Origin of the sequence: Ruegeria sp. HU-ET01832, assembly GCF_040371315.1 — a bacterium.
GTDB classification, from domain to species: domain Bacteria; phylum Pseudomonadota; class Alphaproteobacteria; order Rhodobacterales; family Rhodobacteraceae; genus Ruegeria; species Ruegeria lacuscaerulensis_A.
The window spans coordinates 31829-58450 of record NZ_BAABWL010000012.1 but is presented as its reverse complement, the minus strand read 5'-3'; the positions used below and the strand labels follow the sequence as shown (position 1 = coordinate 58450).

Here is a 26622-nt window from a genome sequence, read left to right as displayed (position 1 = left end):
CGCGCGCCACACCAGCGTTAGAACTGTCGATGTCTTGGTTCTGGCACACCACGCAGCGCACCTGTTTTGAAATCGCCCGGGCCCGCTCTTCCAAAACCGGATCTGCAAGTATCTCGTCGGGCTCAACCGCGAATGCCGACTGCGACACCAGCGTCGCCAAAGTGACTGCGGTAATTACAATGCGACGTATCATGAGGCCTCTCCTCCGGCCGCCCGCGCCTGATCCAGCGCGGTGCGCATCTTTGAAATTGCCTCGTCGCCCAGCACCGGGCCGACAAGGCGGAATACGACCTTGCCCGCGCCATCAATCACAAAGGTCTCCGGCACGCCGGAAATCCCCCATTCGATCCCGGCTCGGCCGTCCAGGTCGGAACCGATGCGCTCATAAGGGTTGCCCAGATCGTTGAGCCATTTCCGCGCGTCCTGCGGCTTGTCTTTGTAGTTAATGCCCATCAGGCGAATGCCCTCATCGCGCACCATACGCGTCAGCACCGCATGTTCGGCCCGGCAGGGCACGCACCAGGACGCAAACACGTTAACCATGATCGGTGCTGACCCGTCATTTTCCACCAGATCGGTACTGGACAGCCCGTGGGTATCCAGCCCATCGACCGGCGGCAAGTCGAACTCAGGCACCGGCTGCGAGATCAAAACAGACGGGATTTCGTTTGGATCGCGATCGGGATTCAGTCCCCATAGCAGGAAGGCACCCAGGATGCCGGCAATCGTAATTGGGAACAGCGCAAATAGACGTTTCATTGCCCTACTCCGCCGCCACCGGAACGGAGCTCTGCCCAGTCCGCTTTCGTGGTGCACCGACGCGTAGCCGCCGATCGGAGAGTGACAAGACACCACCAAATGCTAACAATCCTGAACCTATCCAGATCCAGACCACCAATGGCTCATACAAGATACGCAGGGTCCATTTGCTCTGTTCTGATTCCGCCGCCGGTTCCGATATCGAGGCGTAAAGGTCCCCTGCCAACGTCGTTCGAATTGCCGACTCGGTCGTACTGGTACCCGCCACGAGATAGGCCCTGCGCTCGGGTTGAAGCGTGGTGACATAAGCGCCATTGCGAAATACCGTCAGTGTGGCCGTGCGAGACAGATAGTTCGGACCGCGAAGCTGTTCCACACCGTCAAAACGCACGTCGAACCCTGCTATCTCAATCTGTGTTCCGGGCTCGGCAAAAGTCACGACCTCGGATTTCCAAGCGCTGGACCCGATAAAGCCGATCATACAGACAGCCAACCCCGCATGGGCCACGACCATGCCGTAATGAGAACGCGGTAGGTTGCGGGCCCGACGCAGGGACTCGGCCAACGGCGCCTCACCCAATTTAATTCGGCTGGCCCACTCTGTCAGCACAGCGCCCAGCAACCAAACCGCAAGGCCGATCGACACTACCGCCAAGGCTGGGCCGCCGGTATCCAGATACCACACAAGCAACGCTACGAGCAGGCTAACCCCGGCCACCCATTTGAGCCGGGACAGCACACCGCGCAAATCCGCCCGCTTCCATGACAAAAGCGGCCCAATCCCCATTACAACGACCAGAACCAGCATGATCGGCACGAAACTGGCGTTGTAATAAGGTGGTCCAACCGAAATCTTTTCACCTGTCACAGCCTCAAGCAAAAGCGGATAAAGCGTACCGAATAGAACCGTCGCCGTTGCGGTGGCCAGCAGCAGGTTGTTAATAAGCAAACCGGCCTCGCGGCTGATCGGGGCAAAAAGACCGCCGCCCTCCATCTCCGGTGCGCGGATGGCAAACAGCGTCAATGAACCGCCGATCGCGACAGCCAACAGCGCCAAGATGTAAATGCCGCGTTCCGGATCGACCGAAAACGCATGGACCGATGTAAGCAAGCCTGAGCGGACAATGAATGTCCCCAACAAGGACAACGAGAAGGTCAAAACGGCCAGCAGGATCGTCCAACTTTTGAAGCTGCCGCGCTTTTCTGTCACGATGGCCGAATGGAACAGCGCTGTGCCAGCAAGCCAGGGCATAAACGAGACATTCTCGACCGGATCCCAGAACCACCAGCCGCCCCAACCCAGTTCGTAATAGGCCCACCAGCTGCCCAGAACGATACCAAGTGTCAGAAACACCCAGGCCGCCAATGTCCAGGGTCGGACCCACCGCGCCCATGCCGGATCGACCCGCCCCTCAATCAGGGCAGCCACGGCGAAAGAAAATACGATCGAGAAGCCGACATAACCCAGGTATAGGAACGGCGGGTGCAGGGCGAGGCCGATATCCTGCAACAGCGGATTTAAATCCTGACCATCCAGTGGCGCCGGAAGCACCCGGTCGAACGGGTTCGAGGTGAACAGCATGAATGACAGGAACCCCGCGCTGATCCAGGCCTGCACTGCCAGAGTGCGCGCCTTGAGTTTCAGCGGGATGTTCCGAGCCAACAGAGACACACCCAGCCCGAAAATCACCAATATCAGAATCCACAACAGCAGCGACCCTTCGTGGCTACCCCAGGTCGCAGCCACCTTGAAAAGCATCGGTTTCAGCGAATGAGAATTGCTGGCCACATTTAGCACAGTGAAATCGCTGACCACGAAGGACCACATTAGAGCGGCGAAGGCGATAGCAACCAGCGCTGTCAGCAGGACCGAGGTCGCAGATGCCGATCGCATCCACATGACATTGTTCCGTGCTGCTCCAATCAAGGGTAATACGCTTTGCACCAAGGACACGGCCAGGGCAAGCGCCAGGGCGAACTGCCCGATTTCCGGTATCATTCCAATCCCTCCGGATTTCCGGTTTTGCGGCCTTGTCCGACAATCCAGCGCTGGAGGGTCAAGCGCATTATTGCCGCACCCCCCTCCGGCTGATGCATTCTTGACGAGCGCAAGTCTGGCCGGTGGCCTTGACCTTCCAGCGCTGGAGACCCCCACCATTCCGGTTTCACCGATGGACGTAGCGAACACTTTGTTTTCAGGGCACGGACTCAGGAAACAAACGAGAACGAGGGCAACATGACACGGAACAACAGCAAGATTTCGTGCGTCTGGCAACGCCTCCAGGCCGTAATACTGGCTGGGGGGCTGAGCCTCGGGTCACCTGCCATGGCCCAACCTGAAAACCGTCCGGCTGACAACGAGGCGATGAACCCGCAAGCCTCCAGCAACATGTCAGGTATGGGAAGCATGTCCACGATGATGCGCCCCGACGCGGTGCCGCCAACGGGCGTCGTTGGCGGTATGCATCCGCCTGAGGGTGTTTTGATGCCGGTGTTCTCTTACATGAACATGGAGATGAACGGAAATCGTACCGGAACGCAGTCGCTGTCTACCTCGGACGTGCTGTCGCAGTATCCGATCGCGCCGCTCAGCATGAGCATGAACATGGCGATGGTCGGCCTGATGTACGGTGTGACCGACGAAATCTCGGTGATGGCGATGCTGCCCTATACCCGCAAGACGATGAAGCACCAGACCCGAATGGGCCAGACTTTTAAGACCAAGGCACAGGGGTTTGGCGATCTGAAGATCATCGGCGGATATGATATCTACAAATCCAACGGGCAGGTGCTGGAACTATCTCTTGGCCTCAGTCTGCCGACCGGCTCGATAGACGAGACCGACACCACGCCGGCTGGGCCGGACCAGCTGCTGCCCTACCCCATGCAACTGGGTTCAGGCACCTACGACCTGCTGCCGGGCGTCACCTATACGGGCCAGAACGCGGATTGGTCTTGGGGCGCCCAGCTGGCCGCCATGATCCGGATGGGTGAGAATGATGCCGGTTACACCTTGGGCAATGTCTATTCAGCAACAGTTTGGGGTGCACGGCGCTGGAATGACCAGTTCAGCTCCTCGTTGCGGGTGGTCGGCGACATCGTGGAAAACATTGACGGGTCGGATGCGCGCCTGAACCCAAGCATGGTGCCCACCGCCGATCCGACCCTGCGCGGCGGCCAGTTTCTGAGTATCGGAATCGGAGTGAATTACCTTGTGCCGGGATCGGGCGTTTTGGCGGGCACGCGCCTGGGTATCGAGGGCGTGATCCCGGTGTATCAAGATCTGGATGGGCCCCAGCTTGAACGCGATTACGCAGTCTCCTTCGCGATACGCAGGGCGTTCTGACCCTTCAGCCCCAAACCGACTGTAAACGGACAATCAGCGCCGCCGCGGTGGTCAGAACGACCACTGACACCGCCATCAGTAGCAGGGCCAATATCACAGGTCCGCCCCGCCCGGGTACGCGACGTGCCAGTTGGGCCGAAAATCCAGTACCGTGGGCGATCTGGCTCTGAACGACGGATAGGTACAGCGGCAGCGCTCCGACCAGCGTGGCGTACAGGTAAACGCCTGAGATGTTCTCGAAGTAGGCGGAGCGCACCAGCGTCGGACCGACTACCCGCAACGCCACTAAGGGATCACCGCCGAAAGACCCGAACCAGTCCGCCGAAAGCGCGTAGATCAGCGCGTGCAGCGCGATGAACAGGACGGCCCGTAGCAGCAGGTCAATTAGCAGATACCGGGCCGGGATGGCCCCCCTGCCCCGCGCCCTGACCCCAAAGGCGAATAGAAAAAAGCTGAGATAGTTCACGGCAAACACGACGGGCAGCCCATTTGTCACCACCTGGCGCAAAAACCGGACAAACGCGGGACCGCCGTTCAGAAGGTGCGTCGCAAAGCCCGGCGTACGCAGTATGAAAGCCAGCAACAATGGCACCAGCGCAAGACAGCTGACGATCAGCGTGTTCCGTGCAAACTGCCAAAACGGCATGTCGATCGCGAAATATCTCTCCATCACCTCTACCTTGCCAGCCAGTCCGTTTCCCGTCGACCACTGACAATGAATCCAGAACGGTTACTTGACTATTTGGCCCCTGATTGTCAGCGGATTTTCACCAACCACATGTTTTATATAAGCTTTTCAAATTGTCAGCTGACAATCGCGCACATTTCCCCGATTGAGCAGAGCCTTGAGCATAGGTTCACAGGAAAACCGCCCTGCCCGCGCCTTCTGTGCAAGCCGTCTGAGATAGGCACCGGGATTGCGGATATCTGCCAACCGTTCGAGGATGCACAAAACTGAAGTGGTCGCCGCCTTTGCCCCCATGCTTTGGCGCGCGTCGTGGAAAACGAGCTCATCGATGCCAATCATGGGAGCCAGTTTCTCAGCAATTCCTATCAGCTCTCGCCAATCGCTAACCCTGTTGGGATAATACTGCCGAAATTCGCTGCAGGCTGTAAGGATGCGGTTTAGATCTTCGGTATTCACTGTTTGGCCCAATTTGCCACCGCTGACAGTTTCGGCTTCTTCAGAGTCAATATCTTTCTCAGATGAATATTGTATGTGCCGCTCATTTTGGCTGTCGGTGCCGCTCATTTTGACGTTTGCAAAAACACTTTCCGCCGTGTTTTCCACAGGCCGGTGTAGGGTCAAGGCTTCTTCCAGTTGCGCGGCGAGAGCGGCCAGGTCGTTCTCACCAACTTTGCGACGCAAGATCAGCCGGGCGGTTTCCAGAAGGTCGGTGCAGATCCCCTGCCCCGTTTCGAGCAGGAACTGACGCGCAGCGGCGATTTGGTCCCGCAGCGCACGTATCCGTTCGGTACGTTGATGCGCGGCCTGTGCCGCAAAAAAGATCTGCTCTGCATGGCCATTCAGCGGTGACAGGTCAAAGCCAAATGCCACTTCTACCCCTTGCCCCATCCGGCGCGCGAACCGCTTGCGATTGGCACTGTCCTGCCGGTTGACAAGCCCCAGTTCGACCAGCCGTGCCACGTGCCGGCGTAACGTGCTTTCGGGCATACCGTTGAGCCTTTCGGATAGGGTGCGGTTGGACGGGTAGACCACGGCGTTTCCTGCCCCGGCCGGGATGGCCCGATCAGGTAGAAAGGTCATCAGCGCTCTGAGAACGCCCAGTGTGCGATGCGAAATGTTGAAATCCGGCGCAGCCGCGGTCAAGGCCGACAGCAACTCCCATTTGTCTACAGAGGCCGGGACAAAAGACTCCGGCCGCCCAAACTCGGTCTGGGACGCGTGTTTCATGGCTTTTTTCACGAAAGACAACAAAATCCCTGCCCTGCGCGCAGCGCAGAGTTGACAGGACCGATTCGGAGGGGCTATTCCAAAGATGCTAAGTTTGAAAAGGGCCTTCCGGGATGCATGTCCTGGGGGGCTTTTTATCTCCTGCTCGTGCCTCCTATTTTTTGTTTCATCTGTTTTCAGTCTTCCGACCATTCGTTTTCCAGCGGTCGTGAAGTTCGGCCAGTAGCGCCTCGGCATGGGTTTCGAACCAACGGTCGAACCCTTCGGCGTTGCGGGCGGGAATGTTGAGTGTAACGCCCCGGTTGGTCTGGCGGATGTCGGCCAACGCCTGTCCTTCTTCGTTTCGCAAGGTGCGTGGCTTAGTCACAGGGGCTTTCCTGCCAGTATCGGGCTTGACGGTCACTTGCTGCAGCACAGCCTCGAAACGGGTGTTGGAATCGAGCGTCAGGAAGTCGGGTCGGTTCATGAAGGTGTTGGCGCGGCTGAGCGCGGCCTTGTCCTTCACCGCCTCGGCCAGAGCCATCCAGCGGTCGCGTCCGATATCGGGTGCAGAGCCGATCTGGCGCAGGAAGGGCAATGGGAAGGCTGTGCCTACCTTGAGCAAACGAGACACCATCGGCTTGTCGATTGACAGCGCGGCGGCGATTGTCGGTCGGTCATAGTCGGCTGCCTGCAGCTGAGCGGCAAAGCTGGCTTTTTCAATGAAAGACAGATCCTGCCGCGACGTATTTTCCTGACCCTGCGCCATAACCAACGCGTGATCGTCCAGTTGGCGCACCATTGCCTTGACCGGCAAGCCCAATTCCTTCAGCGCCATCAGGCGGCGGCGGCCATAAACGATCTCGTACCGGCCAGTTTTCTCGGGGTGCGGGCGCAGCAGAACCGGAACCTGCTGACCATAATTGCGCAGGCTTTCTACCAATTGTCGCTGCGCATCGCTGTCCAGCCCCAGCCGGTCTTCAAAACCGGCGTCGTCAATAAGGGCGCAGTCGATATCCTGAACTGCGTTTTCCTGCAGTTTCGACAAAGAGGATTGCAGAGCGCCGACAGCGCCGCGCGGCATGATCTTGGGTTTTCCCCCGAGTGACTTGGCCTCGGGACTGGTGATTTCCGTTGTCAGAATTCCTTTGCGTGCCATCAGCGTCCCCATGCTTGTTGCAGCAGTGACTCAATCTCGTCATTCACCAGATTCAGTGAATCCACCGCGCGATCGTAAGTATTGCGGTGGAATTGTGAGCGTTCGACTTCGTACACCGTCTGTTGCGTCAGTCCAGCGTCAGAAATCGCGGTCGATTTCAGCATCGGCGCCACCATCACCTCATTGCCGAACAGTTGGCGCAGAAAGGCAACGACTTGTTGCTGTGGTCCGTCGCTGGGTTCGTAGCGGTTGATGAGAAAGCGAAGGAAATCAAACTCCATGGTTGCTCCGGCATTGGCCACGACGTCCAGCAATTCTGCACTCATCTGAAGGAACTGAGACATAGACGCCACGTCCAGCATGTTGGGAACTACGGTAATCAGCACTCCAGTCGAGGCACACAGCGCTGACATGGTCAGATAGCCCAATTGCGGAGGGCAATCGAAGATGATCACGTCATAGTTTGACTCGACCTCCTCCAAAGCCATGGCCATACGGGAGAAAAATGCCGGCTGCACGTTGTTGATCAGCGCCTGAGGCGTTTCGTGCTCGAATTCCTGCAAGATCAAACCGCCAGGGGCCAGGTCGATACCGGAAAAGAAGGTTTCCTGAATGATCTGCGACAAGGGCAGGGGGTCTTCATAGCGGATGGCGTCGTAGATCGTACCCGATTCCAGAAAGTCGTATTCCGGGCGGTAGCCGAAAAGGGTGGTCAGCGAGGCCTGCGGATCGATATCGACCGCCAACACCCGGTAGCCCTTGAGCGCCAGCCGCTGCGCGGTGTGTATCGCGCTTGTGGTTTTACCGGAACCGCCCTTAAAGTTGAGAAATGACAGAACCTGTACCTTATCTCCTGGACGACGGCCCTTCAGATAGGCCCCGGGCGTTTTGGCTGTGGATTCCAGCTCGGTTCGGATGGTCAGAAGATCCTGTGCAGCGTAGTGCCGACGGCCGCCCGGCGTGGTATGCACGTCGGGGATTCGGTTGTCGAAATGCAGCTTGCGCAAAAAGCTGGGGGAAATTCCCAACAATTCGGCAGCCTCCCCGGCGCTGAACAGGCGCAACTCCTTGCGGGCATCCGGCGCAAAGACCTTGAGCATATGGCTTTGCAGCGCCGCGCTCAGGTTTTCGGCGTTTTCGCGGATGCGCGAATTGATATGGATGGTCTCTGCCACTGCTGCCCTCGTTCAGTAACGCTGTTTTTCGCCAACGCTGTTTTTACCGTTTTTGTAAGCAAGAGGAGGGGGGTTGGCAACAAATTCTTGAAATTGGGAGGGTCTTTCCCGCTTTCCCACATATAGTATCAGCGGGAGTGTTGATCACAATATGCCGAATAAAGCATTGAAAAAATTGATTTTTTTACAGCCCTGCACCCAATCCAACTCGGATAAGACTGTCACGGCCCGAGCGGCGTCAAATTCAACGTGTCCGGCAGATTCGATTCGCCTTAGCCAAACAGCGATGCGGCCAAGGTCGTTTTCACCGTAGCACCGAATTGACTTGACACTGTACGGCACAATAAACTTGTGTTCGCACAGCGCAATAGACGTGCATCAGAACGACACGATATACGTGAGGCTTGGCAATCGCGACACCACAACAAAAACTGGCCGCTTCCCTCGAAGTGCTGCGCGATCTGCAGGCAGGTGGCCGCAGGGTGTTTCGCTCGGCTGACATTAGCCGCACCCACCGCGAACGGTTACGCGACAACGGTTTTTTGGCCGAAATCATCAAAGGCTGGTGGATGTCGACCAGCCCCAAGTCGAGTCCGGGCGACACCACGCAGTGGTATGCGTCATTTTGGGCCTTCTGCACCGCGTATTGCGAAGCTCGCTTTGGTGAAAACTGGCATTTGTCGCCCGAACAGTCACTGATGTTGCATGCCGAATCCAACTGGGTTCCGTCGCAGCTTGTGGTGTATGCGCCGAAGGGCAGCAACAACAACACCCAACTGCTGCACGGCACGTCGATCTACGACCTGCGTCAGAAGAAGATGCCCCCACCCGATGACCTGACCGTTCGCGAAGGGTTGCGCGTGTTCACACCCGAGGCGGCGCTGGTGAAGTTGAACGAGACCTTTTTCCAGCGTAACCCGGTTGAGGTTCAAGTCGTGCTGGCCGCTTTGGGGCAGGGGGCACCCTTACTATCGCGCCTGCTGGATGGGGGGCATTCGACCGTGGCTGGGAGACTTGCCGGGGCGCTGCGGCGTATGGGCCGTAGTGATCAGGCCGACCGGATCGTCCTGACGATGACTACGGCGGGGTATGACGTCCGGGAAAGCGATCCGTTTGCTTTGGATGTCGCAGTGGCCCGGGCACCCAACCGCATGTCGCCCATCTCCGGGAGGCTCGCGGCGCTATGGAAGACACATCGGAACGGGGTTCTGGCGCATATGCCGCCCCCACCCGGTCAGGCCGGCGATGCAAACGCTTACCTGCGCGCTGTTCAGGACAGCTACAGGCAGGATGCGTATCACTCGTTGTCGATCGAAGGTTACAGCGTGACGCCGGACTTGGTCGAGCGGGTGCGTGACGGGCGTTGGAATCCCGAACAAGACGGGGATGATCAGGAAGATCGCGACGCGCTGGCTGCGCGAGGGTATTTTCAGGCTTTCGAGCGCGTCAAGGCGGATATTGGCGCCATTTTGGGCGGGGCAGCGCCCGCCAAGCGGGTCCGCAGCGGGGTAGGGGAGTGGTATCTGCAGTTGTTTGCACCTTCGGTGGCGGCTGGTTTGATGAAACCTCGGGATCTGGCAGGGTATCGCGATCAACCCGTCTATATTCGTGCCTCGCGCCATGTTCCGCCGCGGGCCGAAGTTGTGCCGGACGCGATGGATGCACTGTTTGGCCTGTTGGACGAAGAGTCGGAACCGGCTGTAAGGGCGGTGTTGGGCCATTGGATGCTTGGTTATGTTCATCCCTATCCCGATGGCAATGGCCGGATCGCCCGGTTTCTGATGAACGTTATGCTGGCGTCGGGGGGGTACCCATGGACGGTGATCCGAGTGCAGGACCGTGCCGAATACATGAGCGCCCTCGAAGCCGCGAGCGTTTCGGGAGATGTTTCCCTTTTCGCAAGGTTTATCGCCACAAGGGTTGGCGCATGACGAGCCAAAGAGACGATGCGGCCTGTGTCTTGCATGCTATCACTTGGGCCGCCAATTGAATTGAACGGATAATTAAATGGACATACCGGATTGTGCGGTCGATTGTTTTCACCCATCTACCGAGTTCGGAAACCACACAAGGCAACAGGAGCACTATAAATGCTGACCAGACGACATTTTGTTGCAAGTTCGCTCGCCATTTTCTCTCAGCCGGTTTTTGGAGTGACGTCGGCGGCGGCCTCGCAATGGTCGGAGTGGGATGCGCAAGTAACGCCAGCCAATTTTGATCCCGCAACATCCAATCCCTGGGGGTTACACCCACGTTTCCTGCCTCAGCGTGTGCAAACCAATCGACCACTTATTCCGGGTGACATTCATGTCGACGCGGTAGCGCGATATCTGTATTTCATCGAAGACGGTGGCACGGCAATGCGCTACGGCGTAGCTATTGCGCGGGGTAATCTCTATGAGCCCGGAGTCTACACAATCAAGCGAAAGGCCAAATGGCCGCGTTGGACTCCCACCGCCGAAATGATTGAGCGTGACCCTGATGAATATGCGCAATTCGCAAATGGTGTGCCGGGTGGGCCAACAAACCCATTGGGATCAAGGGCGCTTTATCTCTACGAAGGTGGTCGCGACACATATTTGCGAATTCACGGAACACCCTATCCAAGATCTATCGGAGGTCGCGCAAGTTCTGGCTGCGTAAGGATGGCGATGCCACATATCATCGGGCTTTATGATCGTGTCAGGCCAGGGTCCACGGCTCATCTCTACCCTCCCGAGCGCCTTCTGACCGCGACCAGCTGATAGGCGCTTGTCAGGCGCGCGTACAGATTGGGCGCCCTTCAATAGTCCTGAGTGGCAGGTAGGTTGTTTCAACCGGCCCCACGTAGCGATACCAATAGCAACCGTCCTCAGGCATGATTTTAACGGCGTTCAGGTCCTGGCCCGGAGCAGCGATCTGGGCAACGGCGTCAGGAACTCGGGAAAGCGTTCCGGGCTCGCTTTCTGCAGATATCGACGTTGTTTCGGTGCAGGCGCCGACAAGCATAAGTGCAGCCAGTGCTTGGAAAGCTTTCCTGAAGGACATGGTGTTTAGTCCACTGTGATTGTCATTTGTAGTGCCTACTACCCTCGCATCGACGGGTAATCACATCAATTCACCAAGAACTAAGCAATTGTTAGCGTTGCTTTTTTGTGCTCGGCTGATTCAAAAAGTCAGGTTTTGCTTATAGCATCCTGGAATTACGTCCAAGAAAAATTGCTTTTCCACAATGACTTGATGATTTGGGTCCGCCTTTTAGGGAAATATCCCTGCGCCAACGGCAACGACAATTCAGACGAGGCATCCCATATGAAATGTCATTTGCCTGTTGACCTTCCAGCGCAGGAACCGGGCATACGAGTTATTTGAGTCGGAAAAAGAATAAACTTTGGGATGGCAGGCATGAAAACGAACAGTGATAGAAAGGCTGTTACGCGACGCGGAGTGATTGCCGCGTTTGCTGCGACAACCCTTTTTCCAGCACCGGCGGTTTGGGCCCAATCAACGACAACTGAGGGGACTCGCCGGAATGTTTCCTCATTCCGCGTTGCTAAATGGCAGGATCACTTTGATACGCTCAAGAATGGTGTGATCCTGTCCGATACACAGTCCAAGGTCCTGCAATATTGGTCAGAAGACGAGAGCGTCTATCGGATGTATCCAACCAGCGTGCCGCTGACGGAAGACCTTACAAGGCTGGGCTACACCACAGTAACTCGCAAGGTTGAGGGGCCATCTTGGCGACCGACACCAGCAATGAAAAAGCGCAACCCTGCTTGGCCCGACTATGTGGGCCCGGGTCCGGAGAATCCTCTGGGGACACATGCACTTTATTTGAGCTGGCAATACTACCGGATCCACGGCACCAACGACACACGCAAGATCGGAAGAAGATCCTCCAATGGCTGCATCGGCTTATACAACGATCAGATTGCGGAATTGTTCGAGCTGGCGGCTGTAGGCACGCAGGTAAAACTGATCTGACCTTGGTCAATGCGATTTTTCTGAGCGGGCCCAAAAGTCAGAAACTGAAAATCATATGAAAAACTGAGATGGATAAACTTACACTCTTGATAGGCGGAGTAGTGATCGCAGGCGCCGCCGCGTTCGTCTACAACCTAAATCAGCAACCGACAGGCCACTCGATGACGCCGCCCGATACGTCAGCACTGGAGCCAGGAGACCCAATTGAAAACGTCAATCTGCCGGACCAGCTAAGCGAATTTGCGGCCGTCGGCAAAGTGGCATTCGACGCCAAATGCTCGGCGTGCCATGGCGCGAATGCAACAGGTCTGGAAGGCCTTGCTCCACCTTTGGTGCATAAAATCTATGAACCAAGCCACCATTCGGACGAGTCATTTTATGTGGCAGTCCAGAATGGAGTTCGGGCACACCATTGGAAGTTCGGCAATATGCCGCCGGTCGATGGCTTGACCCGTGCGGATGTGAAGGGCATCGTGGCGTATATAAGAGAGCTGCAGCAGGAAAACGGGATTTTCTGAAGGTGACGAGCCGAATGGGCAGTGCAATTCGTTACATCATACTGTCAATGGTGCTGACCATTGGCGGGCTGCTTGTGACGGCCGATTCTGCTCATGCACATGGCAGTGGTTCACAGCACGTGATTGACCAAACGGACTCCGCGGACGTTGAGCATGTCAAGCAGGGTCATCCCGGACATTGTCATGGCGGAACGATTTGCAACGCTGTTGGTCTATTTTCGATGGGTCCACCACCGCCTGGCCCCCAAGATACTGAACAAAGATACTCGATCCCTCGAGCCCAATACCGGGTTCTCGGTATCGCGGCGTTTGACCCACCACCGCCGCGTGTCCTGATCTGACCAGTCGAATTGCGCTCAACCTGGGCGCGTCGAAGCAGACGACAAGGACAAAACAATGAACATTCTAAAAATGACCACAGGCGTTGCCCTGGTTTCTCTGTTCGCAGCCGCCGCCCTGGCGCATGGTGGCGCAACCGGCATCGTCAAAGAACGCATGGATGGTATGTCCGCGATGAAGGACAGCATGAAGATCCTTACGCCGATGATGCAGGGGAAAACGCCCTACAATGCGCAAACGGTACGAAGCGAGGCCAAGAAAATCGGGCGCCACGCTGGCGAGAGCATGACAAAGCTGTTTCCAGAGGGATCTGATGGCAAACCCTCGGAGGCCAAATCGGAGATCTGGCAGGATTGGGGTTCATTTGCAGAGTTAGCCAGACAGTTGGAAACCTACTCTGAAGGCCTTGCGCTTGCGGCGGACAACGGGTTGATGATGTCCGGGTCGGGCCATGGTTCGGGCATGATGGGCGGCGCATCCATGATGGGTGGCGGTTCTATGATGGGTGCCGGAATGATGGGCGGCAGTACAAACCAGGCACAACTTTCTGAAATGCCGGCAGATGGTGTGTTCATGATGCTGAGCCAGACATGCTCGGCATGTCACACGCAATTTCGGTCGGAATAGGAATGCGTCATGAGACCGATATTCCGATTGGGCCTTGCTGCCGCCGTAACGGCGTCAGCGGGACTTGTTGCCGTGATGGCTTGGCCAATTGGCCAGCCCTTACAAGCTATCGACATTCAGGGTGACGTTAACCGCGGGGCTTATCTGGCAAGGGCAAGTGGCTGTATCGCTTGCCACACAGATTTTGCCAAAGGGGGCGCGCCCTTGGCCGGTGGGGTGGAGTTGGATACCCCGTTCGGCACGCTCTATTCACCGAACCTGACCACAGATCCTGACCACGGGGTCGGTGATTGGACGGTCGAGGAATTTGCCCGCGCGGTGCGTCAGGGTGTGTCGCCTGACGGAGAACCCTATTACCCGGCCTTTCCTTATCCGTTCTATGCCAACTTCACTGATCAGGACATCGCTGATCTCTGGGCCGCCTGGCAAACGGTTGCACCGGTAGCGGAACCGTCAAAAGAGCAGGAAATGGCGTTCCCCTTCAATCAGAGATGGGGCCTGAAGCTGTGGCGCGCGGCTTTTCTGGAACCACCTCGCACTGATCCCGTGCCGGGCAATGACGAAGTGTGGAACCGGGGTCGGCTACTGGTCGAAGGTGCCACGCATTGTGCGGCCTGCCACACCGGGAGGAACCTGGCTGGCGCAAGAAATTCGGACACGGAACACTTCAAAGGAAGTGACTCCCTGCCGGGCGGTGACAAGGCACCGGCCATCGACTTTGAGACCCTGCAAAAGCGTGGTTGGACGGTAGATGATTTGGCCTACGCGTTGCGCACCGGCGTCATGCCTGATGGCGATGTCTTCGGCGGCGCCATGGGAGAGGTCGTAAACTATGGCACCAGCTTTCTGACAGACGAAGACCGGAAGGCAATGGCGACTTATCTGCTGGATGTGCACGACGGGGGATAATCGAGTGAGAGATCAAATTTTCTTTGGAGGGAAGTCCTCATGAAGCTCAATCGCAGGCAATTCGTTGCAGGCACGTCGGCACTAATCGCAGTGCCGACTATCGGTAGGGCGGCTACCGCCCCCCGAATAATCGAGGCGCGTTCAGGATTGGCACGTGTTGCCCCCGACAGCTATCCTGAAACCGAGATATGGGGATATGATGGCGGTGTTCCGGGCCCCGAAATTCGTGCCCGGCAGGGCGAAACGGTTCGCCGGACACTCCTGAACTCACTGCCTCAGCCTACGGCAATCCATTGGCATGGACTGCGGGTTCCAAACAACATGGATGGGGTGCCGGGTCTTACACAGGAGGCTGTACCAACAAGCGGCGAGTTTCAGTATGACTTGCCTCTGAAGGATGCAGGAACCTTCTGGTACCACTCTCATAACCAGTCAACGGAACAAGTGGCCAGGGGCCTTTACGGCGCGTTCATCGTCGACGAAATGGACCCGCCGGACACGGATCATGACATTACGATCCTGCTGGATGACTGGAGGTTGGGTCAGGACGCCCAAATCGTCGATGATTTCGGCGCGATGCATGACTGGACGCATGCAGGCCGAATGGGAAACTACGTTCACGCGCACATATCGCCCATGACAGAAGTTTTGACGAACCAACGTTTGCGACTTCGAATGGTCAACGTGGCAACTGATCGGATCATGTATGTCTCAGTAGGTGGCGCAAACGGGAAACTGGTCGCTTATGATGGCATGCCGGTAAGGCAGCCAGAGGATTTTGAAACCCTTGTTTTCGGGCCTGCACAGCGAGCAGACTTAATTGTTGATGTCACAGCGGAATCGAACGAAGCCGTTCAAATAACTCTTCACGAACGCGATGAATCGTTTGTCATCGCTGAGATTCCGGTTTCGGGAAGCGGCACATCTGCTAACCGCGGTGTGATCGCAGCCCTGCCACCCAACCCTGCTTCTTTTCTCGAAGATGTTTCTGACGCTTTGACTGTTCTATTGGTGATGGAAGGCGGGGCGATGGGCGGACTGCGTCAAGGCACTTATAACGGCCAAGTCATGAGCACCAATGAATTGGTTCAGGAAGGGCAGATCTGGACATTCAACGGTGTCGCCGGGTTACCTGAAAACCCGCTTGCTGCCGTTTCGCGTGGCGACATAGTCCGGATTCAGATGCAGAACGAAACCGTCTTTCCGCACGCTATGCACTTGCACGGGACGCACTTCCAGGAAGTTCTGCCGAACGGCAGCCTGGGGCCGCTGCGGGACACAATCCTGGTTGACCGGATAGAAACGCGGGAGATTGCGTTCGTTGCGGATAACCCGGGGGACTGGCTGTTTCATTGCCACATGCTGTCGCATCAGGCCGCTGGTATGAAGACCTGGCTGAGCGTGGCGTGATGAACAAGAGCGCCGCGAAATGGGTGTCACTGGCTGCTGTGGTGATCATTGTCGCGGTCGCTGGCTGGGGCCTGGGTGGGCGTGCGCAGAACAGTTCATCGGCGGATTCGGCACGTGGTGCAGTTTTGTACGCCGAAAACTGCGCGTCATGCCACGGGGCAGATTTGGAGGGTCAGCCGGATTGGCAAACACCCGGTGCAGATGGCGTACTACTGGCACCCCCGCATGACCGAACAGGGCACACTTGGCATCACAGCGACAAGCTGTTGTTCGATTATACAAAGCTTGGCGGGGACCAAACGCTAAAACAGATGGGTGTCGCTGACGTCAAAAGCGGCATGCCGGGTTTCGGAGAAACTCTGTCGGATCAGGAAATCTGGGACATCCTCGCCTTCATCAAGGAGAGTTGGCCGGATCGGGAACGCAAGCTGCAAGAGCAGCGCACCGAGGCAGAACAAACGGAAGGAAACTGATGTGAAACGAATATTTGCAGGCTTAATCGCCATTGCCATGTCGATTGGCGTTCCTATGGCACGCGCCGACGAGCTGTCTGACTCCGATGTGAAACGGCTGGCTCTGGAAGCCATTTTGGAAAACCCTGAGATCATCATGCAGGCGATTCAACTGCTTCAACAGCGCGAGAATCAGGCAAAAGCCGAAGCAATTGGAAGCGTCTTGGAAAATCAGCGTGAATTGCTGGAACAGGATCCGAATGCGCCTGTCATCGGAAACCCGGAAGGCGATGTAACCGTGGTCGAGTTTTTTGACTACAACTGCCCATATTGCAAACGCGCTGCCCCGGTTGTGAAAAACGTAATCGCAGGCGATTCCGATGTACGAGTTGTCTATCGAGAATGGCCCATACTCGGAGAAGGTTCCGACTTCGCGGCACGCGCCGCGCTTGCCTCACGTAATCAGGGAAAATATGAAGAATTTCATTGGGCGCTTATGGCTCTGGACGGTCGTGCCACTGAGGCCAGTGTACTGAAAGTTGTCCGTGAACTCGGCCTGGACGAGGATCAATTGCGCGCAGATATGGAGGCGCCGGAAGTCGACGCACATATTCAGGTGTCCATGGAATTGGCCCGACAGCTTGGCTTCAGTGGCACCCCCTCGTTTGTGATTGGAGATGCTCTTGCCCCGGGGCTGATCGTTGAAGATGAAATGACCCGGCTAATCGAGGCAGTCAGAGACGCAAGATAAAACCAAGGGGCGACTGAATGTGCGCCCCTAAGTTTCTCATGCGACCGTGGCTTCGTATCCCTCGGACTTCAGAGCAGCAAGGATATGATCAAGTGGATTGGCGCTTAAGGCACGTACCCTGCGGTTTTCCATGTCAAAGTCCAACTGTGCGGAGGAATCCACCGTGGCAACGGCTTTTTCGATAGCTGACTTGCAGTGCCCGCAGCTCATATCCGGGATATTTAGGGTCGTCATGGATGTTTGCTCCTGTTTTCCGTTGTCCCGGCTAAAGTATTCCAGCACAGGAAGGTCAAGTCGTGAAAATTGGATCGCCAAAATTAGCGGAAAAGAAAGTCAACCCCATCCCTTGACCTTCCACTTGCTGGAACCCTTATGTTGCCTGTCAGCAGAACATTTGTGGTGACAATATGACTGAAATTTCACATGCACGGTTTCAAGTTCAGGGTATGAGCTGTGCTTCTTGCGTAGGGCGCGTCGAGCGCGCGTTGAAAGATGTGCCAGGGGTAGATGCCGCTTCGGTTAATCTCGCCAGCGAAAGCGTTCAGGTCGATTTCCGCGATCCAGCCGATAAAGCGGCCATTGCTGATGCGTTAAACAGCGCCGGATATCCGGCACGGACGGAAGAGGTAACGCTGGATATTCAGAACATGTCCTGCGCATCGTGCGTGGGGCGCGTTGAACGGGCATTGCAAGCAGATGATGGCGTCTTGTCCGCGTCGGTCAATCTGGCCACCGAAAGTGCAACTGTACGTTATGCTGAGGGAGTCACAACACCCGAAGCCATCGCGGCGCTTGCGGCATCTGCTGGCTATCCGGCGAGCCTGCGATCCGCGACGCAGACCGAACCACAAGGCCGCAAAGCCAAAGAGATTCGCCAATTGGCCCGGCGAACAAGCTTTGCCGCCTTGCTCGCTTTGCCGGTCTTTATCCTTGAAATGGGCTCGCATGTAATTCCGGGCATGCACCACCTGATAGCGAGCACGATCGGCATCCAGAACAGCTATTACCTGCAATTCCTTCTGACCACGATCGTTCTTTTTGGCCCTGGTTTGCAGTTCTACACCAAGGGATTCCCTTCCTTGTTCAAAGGCGCGCCGGACATGAACTCTCTGGTGGCCCTGGGCACTTCGGCGGCTTATGGGTTCTCGCTTGTTTCCACCTTTGCGCCGGGTGTTCTTCCCGCCGGCACCGCAAACGTCTACTACGAGGCCGCAGCGGTGATCGTGGTTCTCATATTGCTGGGGCGGTTCCTCGAGGCGCGCGCCAAGGGGCGAACTGGTGAAGCGATCCGAAAATTGGTCGGTCTGCAGGCAAAAACAGCGCGAGTTGAGCGCGACGGATCGGTTGTTGAGCTACCGATCGAGCAGATCGTTGTAGGGGATATTGTGCACGTTCGACCGGGCGAAAAAATCGCGGTGGATGGTGCCGTAGTGACCGGCGCGTCATATGTCGATGAAAGCATGATCACCGGCGAGCCGGTTCCTGCCGAAAAGACCGAGGGCGCAACTGTGGTCGGCGGAACAGTCAATGGCACGGGCGCATTGACGTACCGGGCTGAAAAAATCGGCGCAGACACTATGTTGGCCCAGATCATTCAAATGGTCGAACAAGCACAGGGTGCCAAGCTTCCGATTCAAGGCTTGGTTGACCGCATCACGCTGTGGTTCGTGCCTGTAGTGATCGCTGTGGCCGTAATGACTGTGCTGATTTGGATGTTGTTCGGACCCGATCCCGCGCTCAGCTTGGCGTTGGTAGCCGGGGTTGCGGTACTGATCATTGCTTGCCCCTGCGCCATGGGGTTGGCCACACCCACCTCAATCATGGTCGGCACCGGCCGCGCGGCCGAGATGGGTGTCCTTTTCCGAAAGGGCGACGCCTTGCAAATGCTGCAGGAAACCACCGTTGTTGCAGTGGACAAGACGGGGACCTTGACCGAAGGGCGTCCGGAGCTGACCGACCTTATTGTGGCCGAAGGATTGGCCGAGGATGAGGTTCTGCGCCTTGTGGCTGCCGTTGAGGTCACATCCGAACATCCGATCGCCACGGCCATCGTGCGCGCGGCTGAAACCCGTGGTCTGGAGCTTTCGAAGCCAGAAGACTTCACGTCGATCACCGGTTACGGGGTAAGCGCTTCAGTCGAAGGCCATACAATCTTGATCGGGGCCGACCGCCTGATGAGTCGCGAAGGGGTTGAAATGGGCGCGCTGTCTGATCGGGGCGCTGAACTGGCAATCAACGGAAAGACTCCACTTTATGCTGCCGTAGACGGGGTTATCGCGGCCGTAATCGCTGTGGCGGACCCAATCAAGACCACCACGCCAGACACAATTGAAGCTTTGCACGGACTGGGGCTGAAAGTAGCGATGATTACCGGCGACAATACCGCTACAGCCAAATCCATCGCGGCGCAGCTTGGCATCGATCATGTCGTGGCCGAGGTTCTGCCCGAGGGTAAAGTATCCGCGTTGCAAGATCTGCGCTCAAATGGCGGAAAACTGGCCTTTGTGGGTGATGGCATCAATGATGCCCCCGCTCTGGCGGCGGCTGACGTAGGAATTGCGATCGGGACAGGCACTGACATCGCCATCGAGGCGGCTGACGTCGTTTTGATGTCAGGTGACCTGACAGGCGTGGTTAACGCTTTCGATATTAGTCAGCGCACCATGCGTAACATCCGCCAAAACCTGTTCTGGGCTTTCAGCTACAACACGCTGCTCATACCGGTTGCAGCGGGGGTGCTCTATCCGTTTGGCGGCCCGTTGCTGTCGCCGGTTCTGGCTGCAGGTGCCATGGCGCTGTCCAGTGTATTTGTCCTGACCAACGCGCTGCGGTTGCGCTGGGTTAAGTCGATCAAAGTTGGGCGAGAACAGATCTCGCAGAATGAAGAGCAGGCGCTGCGATCAGCGCCTGCTGAATAGAATAGGAGAACCGCTGTGAATATCGGAGATGTAGCAGAACGTTCGGGTCTGCCTGCCAAAACCATCCGCTATTACGAGGATATCGGATTCATCAAACCCAGGCGCAGCCTGAACGGGTATCGCCATTTCGATGAAAAGGAATTGCACAAACTGGCCTTCATCGGGCGGGCCCGCTCATTGGGCTTTACCATTGAAGATTGCCGCTCGCTATTGGCGTTGTACGAGGACAAAGAGCGCGCAAGCGCGGACGTGAAGGATATCGCCAAACAGAACCTAAAAGAAATAGATGCCAAGATCGCGGACCTGAAGGCCATGCATGCTACATTGTCTCATCTGATCGACGAATGTGCTGGCGACCACCGCCCTGACTGCCCGATCCTGAAGAACCTCGGCCAAACTTAGATGCGCTCATCGTATGAACTGCCTCCTATTTTGGCAGTTTGTTAGGTGTATTCGCGGGAATCAGCTTCATTTCGATGCAGCGCACCAACTCACCTGTTTTTTTCTCCGACTGGCTTGAACACGCGTTAAGTTCGTCCTAACTGCACGGGATGGAGTGGAAGTTTTTCTCAGTGTTGCGAATGACGTTTCTGACATGCGTCTGCTTGGCGATGACCTTCGTCGGCACTGTTGTGGTCGCGAGCAGTGACGTCAAAAACAGTAACACCTCTGAGCCTCACGGCGTTTCAATGGCTGCAAAGTCATCAGACTTCAAACACGACCATAGCGGTTTGCATCCGACGACTGGCCAAATTCACACGGATAGCCACGTAAATCACAGCGGAGAATGTCATTCCGGCATCTGCTGCGTTGGTGAATATCCTACCCAAGTGAGTGTTGCTGTGTTGGCTACAGCTTTCGGGCAGCAAAACCGAAACATGGATTCGGACACCCATCTGTCTCAGGGACCTCTGACTCCCGATCGTCCTCCTCAAATCTCCTGACATCCTCAGGCCCGCAAGCGCGGGCATTCATGTTGTTTCGGTTCCAGCATTCATTGCGACCGTCGGGAGATTATTATGCGTGGAAGATATGCGGCACTATCAGTACTTGCCTTGGCGTTTGGCCTGGGTGGAGGTGTCATTCTTGAAAGACTGTACCTGAATCCAATTGATCAGGGCCAATCGAACGAACCAGAGGTCCTTTATTGGGTAGCACCGATGGATCCGAATTTTCGGCAGCCCGGACCTGGAAAATCGCCGATGGGTATGGACTTGATCCCGGTTTATTCTGGGCAGGAACCTACCGGCGACCCTGAAGAAGTCACCCTGAGCGCTGCAGAAATCAACGCAATTGGCGTGCGAACCGCAGTTGCACGCATGACGGATATCGAGCCTCGTATCGAGACGGTGGGTTTCGTCGGCTTTGACGAACACCTGACCAATCACGTTCATACACGCGTTGAAGGTTGGATTGAGCAACTGAAAGTTCGCGCGGTCGGTGATCGCGTTGAGAAGGGGCAAGTTCTATTCGAACTCTTTTCACCGCTGATCGCAGCTGCAACCGGCGATCTTGTACGTGCAGTCGAAGCTGGTGACCCGCGTATTTTGGACGCGGCGCGCAATAAGTTGGTCAGCCACGGTATGTCCGCACGTCAGGTTGCAGAGATCGAGGCAGGCGGTGAGTTGGTTCGAAATGTGGAAATCGAAGCGCCTCAAAACGGTGTTGTCATAGCGCTGAATGCCGCCGATGGAATGTACCTGCAGCCAGGTACGCTTGCGTTTTCGGTCACCGATCTTTCCGAAGTATGGCTGATCGTCGATGTTTTCGAACGAGATATTGCACGTTTGTCGGAAGACATGCGCGCAATAGCAAGGTTCGAGCACCTACCCGGTCGCACCTTCGAGGGCGAAATCGACTATGTTTACCCTGAGCTTGATCCGCAAACCCGAACTCTTCCCGTCAGACTGAGTTTCGATAACACCGACGGCGTGCTGCGGCCGGGCATGTTTGGCAGTGTTAGCCTTATACCGGATGAAAGCCGGAATGTTCTCACTGTTCCATCAGAGGCGCTAATTCGTACTGGTTCGGCGGAACGCGTCATCTTGAAAACAGGCGATGGTACCTTTCGCCCGAGACTGGTGACTACAGGTCTTCGAGACAGTTTCGGCGAGGGGGGACGAACAGAAGTTCTACAAGGGCTTGAACCCGGCGAGGAAGTTGTCGCATCCGCACAGTTTCTAATCGACAGTGAAAGTGCTTTGAGCGCGGGCTTCATGCGTATGGCACCAACGGATACCGAACCAGCACGCGGGGCAGGTACCCTGGTTTCACTCGATGCCGAAAATCGTATGGCAACTGTTCGTCACGATGTTCTCGAAAGCCTCGATTGGCCTGCAATGACTTCGCAGTTTCCGGTGAGGTCTGGTGTGTCGCTCGACCGTTTGAATGCTGGCGACGCAGTTGCTTTCGTGATCGCGCGGGGTGCGGATGGGCTTCTGAGCCTGATGGAGCTTGCACCAGACGATGGTATTGCCGGAACTGGAGCCGGAATCGCGCGCGCCGTCACTTCTGACGGCAAATTGACGCTCGAGCACGGACCGATCCCCGAGCTCGGTTGGCCCGCCATGACAATGGATTTGCCTGTTGTGGGAGTAGATCTCACTACCGTGCCAATCGACATGCCAATTGAGTTTGATCTGGCTGAGGGAGAAGGGGGGATGTTCTCGATTGTTGCAGTTCGCGAAGAGGGCTCGCCGCCGACGGATTCAGTTGAACCCGAAGAAACCATCACGACTTCTGCTCCACCGATTGTAGTCACCGGCACGATCAACCTCGTTAATGCTGAGGCAGGAACTGCAACCATCACTCACGGGCCGATGACTGAGATCGGGATGCCGGGCATGACCATGGATTTCCCAATAGAGCCAACATTGGACTCAAACATGCTCGAAGTCGGTTCTGAAATGACTCTGACTTTCGCGCGTGCAGATGGCATGACAATGGTGTTGGCTGCGGCAACGCCTATTGCACCGCCGCTTCAGGTTTCTGGCCGGATTAACAGTATCGACCCGAACGCGCGTACCGCGAACGTAACACACGGTCCAATGGTCGAGATCGGCATGCCGGGCATGACCATGGATTTCCCAGTTGCGGAGGGGATTGATGTTTCTAACTTGCCTGTAGGGATTGATGTTTCTTTGATCCTTCGCCGCAATCCCGACTTTTCGATGACGCTGTTAGAGGTCGCGCTTGATGGGAGTGTTACGCAGTGATCACGGCCATCATTCGTTCTTCTCTCGCCAACAGGTTCGTCATCTTGGCCCTCGCATTCATGATAGGAGTTGCGGGTATTTGGGCCATTCGTGAGACGCCGGTTGATGCAATCCCGGATCTTTCGGATGTCCAGGTAATTGTTCGCACGCCATATCCCGGGCAAGCACCTCAAGTTGTCGAAAACCAAATCACATATCCACTTGCGACAGCCCTATTGGCCGTACCCGGTGCAAAAGACGTTCGCGGGTTCTCGTTCTTTGGAGACAGCTTTGTATACGTCGTCTTTGAGGACGGGACGGACCTCTACTGGGCGCGGTCGCGTGTGCTTGAATATTTGGGCCAGATTACCGGCAGCTTGCCTGAAGGCGTGTCACCACAACTTGGCCCCGATGCGACAGGGGTCGGGTGGATTTATCAGTACGCGCTGGTTGACAGAACCGGAAATCATGATCTGGCTCAGCTCAGGACTCTGCAGGATTGGTTTCTGAAATACGAATTACAAGCCGTGGAAGGCGTCTCAGAAGTCGCCACCATCGGTGGAATGGTCAAACAGTACCAGGTCGTCGTCGACCCAAACAAACTACGTGCCTATGACATAACACTTGCGCAACTGAGGACGGCTATTCAGGCGGCCAACCGCGAGACGGGCGGTAGCGTCATTGAGATGGGTGAAGCCGAATTCATGGTCAGGTCCTCTGGCTACATTGACGAATTGTCAGACCTTGCAAGCGCGCCATTGATGGTCAACGAGCGCGGCGCCGCTCTAACGCTTGGAGACGTTGCTGAAATCCGCCTGGGGCCTGAAATGCGCCGTGGTGTCGGGGAGCTCGACGGGCAAGGAGACGCGGTTGGCGGAGTGGTCATCCTGCGATGGGGTGGGAACGCATTAGAGACGATCAAAGCGGTGGAAGCGCGCATAGAAGAGTTGCGTTCAAACCTGCCGGAAGGGGTCGAAATCATAACGACCTACGACCGATCTGGTGTGATTGAGCGCGCTATCGATAACCTCCAGAAGAAATTGACGCAGGAATTCATCGTCGTTGTTCTTGTGTGCGCGGCTTTTCTACTTCATCTGCGGTCATCCCTCGTAATTCTTCTGTCGCTCCCTCTGGGAATCTTTGCCGCATTTATTCTGATGAAGGCGCAAGGAGTAAACGCAAACATCATGTCGCTCGGCGGCATAGCCATCGCTATTGGTGCGATGGTCGACGCATCGATTGTGATGATCGAGGCGATGCACAGGCGGTTGGAAAAAGAAAAGCTCACAGCAGAGAACCGATGGCGGATTGTGCAAGAGTGCGCTTCTGAGGTGGGACCAGCCCTTTTTTATTCTCTGGCGATTATCACGGTTAGTTTTTTGCCTGTTTTCGTTCTGGAAAATCAGGAAGGTAGGCTCTTCTCGCCACTCGCTTATACCAAGACCTACGCCATGGCTGCAGCCGCCATCCTTTCGATAACGCTGGTTCCGGTTTTGATGGGTTACTTTGTAAGGGGGCGTATTCTACCGGAGCGAAAAAATCCGCTAAATCGCTTGGTTGTGTTCGTGTACCGCCCATTTCTGGACGCGGCAATTGCCTGGCCATGGGCAACAACACTGTTGGCCGGCGTTCTGGTGACGTCCATGTGGTACCCGTACCAGAGAATTGGCTCTGAATTCATGCCCGAGTTGAACGAAGGTGATTTTCTCTACATGCCGAGCTTCTACCCCGGGATCTCGACGGGAAAAGCCCGTGAGGTACTGCAGCAGACCAACCGCCTGATCGCGACCGTGCCTGAAGTCGAAACTGTTCACGGTAAAGTTGGGCGTGCGGAGACTGCAACCGATCCAGCACCTCTAACGATGGTGGAGACCACAATCCAACTCAAGCCGGAAGAAGAATGGCGCCCCGGCATGACAATGGAGAAAATCCGGAATGAGCTCGATCGTATCGTTCAGGTTCCGGGCGTTACAAATGTTTGGATCCAACCTATCAAGAACCGCATCGATATGCTTGCGACAGGTATCCGTACTCCTGTCGGTGTCAAAATATCCGGCACCGACTTGGAGGTCATTACAGATATAGGGATCGAAGTAGAGCGTGCGGTCGCTGATATTGATGGAACGGCTTCCGCCTACGCAGAGCGACCTGTTGGCGGGCGTTTCATCGAAATCGACGTCAAACGAGATGCCGCCTCCCGATACATGATGAGTGTTCGAGAAGTTCAGGACGTAGTTCAGACCGCAATTGGCGGTATGCAAGTGTCGGAATCTGTGGAGGGGCTGGAGAGGTTTCCGATAAACCTACGGTACCCTCAAGCATGGCGAGACAGCCCGGAACGGCTCGAAAATCTTCCTGTCGTCACGCCGTCGGGTGCTCATGTTCCACTGTCCGCTCTCGCCGATATTCGAATAGTTGACGGGCCGGGAATGATACGATCAGAGAACGCTCGACGAACCGGGTTCGTGTTCATCGACATCGCGGGGCGCGATCTGGGCGGCTATGTGGCCGAAGCACAAGAGGTGGTTGCAGAAAAGGTCGACCTGCCTCCAGGTTATTCGCTGACTTGGTCGGGGCAGTATGAGTACATAGAGAGAATGCAGGACAGGCTGACGATCGTTGCCCCTGCAACCCTGCTAATCATCACGCTAATGCTTTTCTTGGCGTTCAATCGGGTGATTGAGGTCGGGATAATTCTTGCAGCGCTCCCGGTCGCATTGGCAGGTGGGGTTTGGTTCCTGTGGTATCTTAACTTCGATATTTCGATAGCTGTACTCGTGGGTTTCATCGCGCTGGCGGGAGTTGCGGTGGAAACAGCGATTGTCATGTTGCTGTACCTCAATCTTGCTTGGGAGAAACGTCGAGGGCTGGCGCAATCGGAACAGCGAAAGCTGATACGTGACGATATCGAAGACGCGGTGTTCGAAGGAGCCGTTCTTCGGGTTCGGCCCAAGGTAATGACTGTAGCCACGATCTTTGCAGCATTGATACCCATCATGTACGGCACCGGTACAGGCTCTGAAATCATGCAGCGGATCGCTGCGCCGATGATTGGGGGCATGGTGACAGCGACCCTTCTTACGCTTTTCGTCATTCCCGCAATATTCGTGATTTGGAAACGGCTCGCGCTCAATCGCGTGAACCGAGAGATCTCCCACACGATCCAGGAAGTGCCCCCTGCGCTTCCGGCAGAATAATACCCACA

The 26622-nt window shown here is 56.2% G+C and carries 24 protein-coding genes; 15 read left to right on the top strand and 9 right to left on the bottom strand.

Features of this window, described 5'->3' with window-relative positions; all coding sequences use genetic code 11:
* The 3 genes from ABWV79_RS21975 to ABWV79_RS21965 all read right to left on the bottom strand — a co-directional run.
* Positions 1-193: cytochrome c-type biogenesis protein (locus ABWV79_RS21975; RefSeq protein ID WP_353394924.1), on the bottom strand; the 193-nt coding region annotated here is incomplete at its 3' end.
* Entirely contained in the window at positions 190-759 is a 570-nt protein-coding gene (locus tag ABWV79_RS21970) for a DsbE family thiol:disulfide interchange protein (protein ID WP_353394922.1), read from the bottom strand. The genes ABWV79_RS21975 and ABWV79_RS21970, both read right to left, overlap by 4 nt.
* Before the next feature lie 4 nt (positions 760-763).
* On the bottom strand, positions 764-2758 hold the full coding sequence (locus ABWV79_RS21965) for a heme lyase CcmF/NrfE family subunit (protein WP_353394920.1): 1995 nt from the start codon (positions 2756-2758) through the stop codon (positions 764-766).
* Between the two features lie 237 nt (positions 2759-2995).
* On the opposite strand from ABWV79_RS21965, the gene ABWV79_RS21960 reads away from it, so the two are divergent.
* Complete coding sequence (locus tag ABWV79_RS21960; RefSeq protein WP_353394918.1) at positions 2996-4105, top strand: transporter; 1110 nt, start codon at positions 2996-2998, stop codon at positions 4103-4105.
* A 4-nt stretch (positions 4106-4109) separates the two neighbouring features.
* Here the strand turns inward: ABWV79_RS21960 and ABWV79_RS21955 are convergent, their stop codons facing one another.
* The 4 genes from ABWV79_RS21955 to repA all read right to left on the bottom strand — a co-directional run bounded on the left by ABWV79_RS21955 (position 4110) and on the right by repA (position 8333).
* A complete protein-coding gene (locus tag ABWV79_RS21955; protein ID WP_353394915.1) occupies positions 4110-4775 on the bottom strand; it encodes a hypothetical protein in 666 nt (221 codons plus the stop codon).
* Positions 4776-4901: 126 nt separating this feature from the next.
* Complete coding sequence (repC, locus tag ABWV79_RS21950; RefSeq protein ID WP_353394912.1) at positions 4902-6020, bottom strand: plasmid replication protein RepC; 1119 nt, start codon at positions 6018-6020, stop codon at positions 4902-4904.
* A 166-nt stretch (positions 6021-6186) separates the two neighbouring features.
* Positions 6187-7158 (bottom strand): plasmid partitioning protein RepB, encoded by a 972-nt coding sequence (gene repB / locus ABWV79_RS21945; RefSeq protein ID WP_353394910.1) that lies wholly within the window; start codon positions 7156-7158, stop codon positions 6187-6189.
* Positions 7158-8333 (bottom strand): plasmid partitioning protein RepA, encoded by a 1176-nt coding sequence (gene repA / locus ABWV79_RS21940; protein WP_170515782.1) that lies wholly within the window; start codon positions 8331-8333, stop codon positions 7158-7160. The genes repB and repA overlap by 1 nt, the downstream gene beginning before the upstream one ends.
* Positions 8334-8737: 404 nt before the next feature.
* On the opposite strand from repA, the gene ABWV79_RS21935 reads away from it, so the two are divergent.
* The gene (locus ABWV79_RS21935) at positions 8738-10264 is read left to right on the top strand and encodes a Fic family protein (RefSeq protein ID WP_353394908.1); all 1527 of its coding nucleotides are present in this window, start codon (positions 8738-8740) and stop codon (positions 10262-10264) included.
* A gap of 159 nt (positions 10265-10423) precedes the next feature.
* The gene (locus ABWV79_RS21930; RefSeq protein WP_353394906.1) at positions 10424-11077 is read left to right on the top strand and encodes a L,D-transpeptidase; all 654 of its coding nucleotides are present in this window, start codon (positions 10424-10426) and stop codon (positions 11075-11077) included.
* Positions 11078-11087: 10 nt separating this feature from the next.
* On the opposite strand, the gene ABWV79_RS21925 is transcribed toward ABWV79_RS21930, so the two are convergent.
* Positions 11088-11360, bottom strand: a complete 273-nt coding sequence (locus ABWV79_RS21925) for a hypothetical protein (protein ID WP_353394904.1) — start codon at positions 11358-11360, stop codon at positions 11088-11090.
* Positions 11361-11708: 348 nt separating this feature from the next.
* On the opposite strand from ABWV79_RS21925, the gene ABWV79_RS21920 reads away from it, so the two are divergent.
* The 8 genes from ABWV79_RS21920 to ABWV79_RS21885 all read left to right on the top strand — a co-directional run bounded on the left by ABWV79_RS21920 (position 11709) and on the right by ABWV79_RS21885 (position 17305).
* Positions 11709-12299 (top strand): L,D-transpeptidase, encoded by a 591-nt coding sequence (locus ABWV79_RS21920; protein ID WP_353394902.1) that lies wholly within the window; start codon positions 11709-11711, stop codon positions 12297-12299.
* A gap of 68 nt (positions 12300-12367) precedes the next feature.
* On the top strand, positions 12368-12817 hold the full coding sequence (locus ABWV79_RS21915; RefSeq protein ID WP_353394900.1) for a c-type cytochrome: 450 nt from the start codon (positions 12368-12370) through the stop codon (positions 12815-12817).
* Positions 12818-13000: 183 nt separating this feature from the next.
* Entirely contained in the window at positions 13001-13153 is a 153-nt protein-coding gene (locus tag ABWV79_RS21910; RefSeq protein WP_170746572.1) for a hypothetical protein, read from the top strand.
* Between the two features lie 60 nt (positions 13154-13213).
* On the top strand, positions 13214-13783 hold the full coding sequence (locus tag ABWV79_RS21905; protein WP_353394898.1) for a c-type cytochrome: 570 nt from the start codon (positions 13214-13216) through the stop codon (positions 13781-13783).
* Positions 13784-13792: 9 nt separating this feature from the next.
* A complete protein-coding gene (locus tag ABWV79_RS21900) occupies positions 13793-14692 on the top strand; it encodes a c-type cytochrome (protein WP_353394896.1) in 900 nt (299 codons plus the stop codon).
* A 39-nt stretch (positions 14693-14731) separates the two neighbouring features.
* The gene (locus ABWV79_RS21895; RefSeq protein ID WP_353394894.1) at positions 14732-16102 is read left to right on the top strand and encodes a multicopper oxidase family protein; all 1371 of its coding nucleotides are present in this window, start codon (positions 14732-14734) and stop codon (positions 16100-16102) included.
* A complete protein-coding gene (locus ABWV79_RS21890) occupies positions 16102-16575 on the top strand; it encodes a c-type cytochrome (protein WP_271951073.1) in 474 nt (157 codons plus the stop codon). Before ABWV79_RS21895 ends, ABWV79_RS21890 begins: the two co-directional genes overlap by 1 nt.
* A 1-nt stretch (position 16576) precedes the next feature.
* Positions 16577-17305 carry a DsbA family protein gene (locus tag ABWV79_RS21885; RefSeq protein WP_502949875.1) on the top strand — a complete coding sequence of 243 codons (729 nt, stop codon included), beginning with the start codon at positions 16577-16579 and terminating at the stop codon, positions 17303-17305.
* A 36-nt stretch (positions 17306-17341) separates the two neighbouring features.
* Here the strand turns inward: ABWV79_RS21885 and ABWV79_RS21880 are convergent, their stop codons facing one another.
* On the bottom strand, positions 17342-17539 hold the full coding sequence (locus ABWV79_RS21880; protein WP_353394892.1) for a heavy-metal-associated domain-containing protein: 198 nt from the start codon (positions 17537-17539) through the stop codon (positions 17342-17344).
* A 173-nt stretch (positions 17540-17712) separates the two neighbouring features.
* On the opposite strand from ABWV79_RS21880, the gene ABWV79_RS21875 reads away from it, so the two are divergent.
* The 4 genes from ABWV79_RS21875 to ABWV79_RS21860 all read left to right on the top strand — a co-directional run bounded on the left by ABWV79_RS21875 (position 17713) and on the right by ABWV79_RS21860 (position 26614).
* Positions 17713-20223, top strand: a complete 2511-nt coding sequence (locus tag ABWV79_RS21875) for a heavy metal translocating P-type ATPase (RefSeq protein WP_353394890.1) — start codon at positions 17713-17715, stop codon at positions 20221-20223.
* Between the two features lie 15 nt (positions 20224-20238).
* Positions 20239-20625 carry a Cu(I)-responsive transcriptional regulator gene (gene cueR, locus ABWV79_RS21870; RefSeq protein WP_152460772.1) on the top strand — a complete coding sequence of 129 codons (387 nt, stop codon included), beginning with the start codon at positions 20239-20241 and terminating at the stop codon, positions 20623-20625.
* 617 nt (positions 20626-21242) lie between these two features.
* Positions 21243-23438 (top strand): efflux RND transporter periplasmic adaptor subunit, encoded by a 2196-nt coding sequence (locus ABWV79_RS21865; RefSeq protein ID WP_353394888.1) that lies wholly within the window; start codon positions 21243-21245, stop codon positions 23436-23438.
* Positions 23435-26614 carry an efflux RND transporter permease subunit gene (locus ABWV79_RS21860; RefSeq protein ID WP_353394886.1) on the top strand — a complete coding sequence of 1060 codons (3180 nt, stop codon included), beginning with the start codon at positions 23435-23437 and terminating at the stop codon, positions 26612-26614. The genes ABWV79_RS21865 and ABWV79_RS21860 overlap by 4 nt, the downstream gene beginning before the upstream one ends.
* Positions 26615-26622 lie beyond the last annotated feature (8 nt).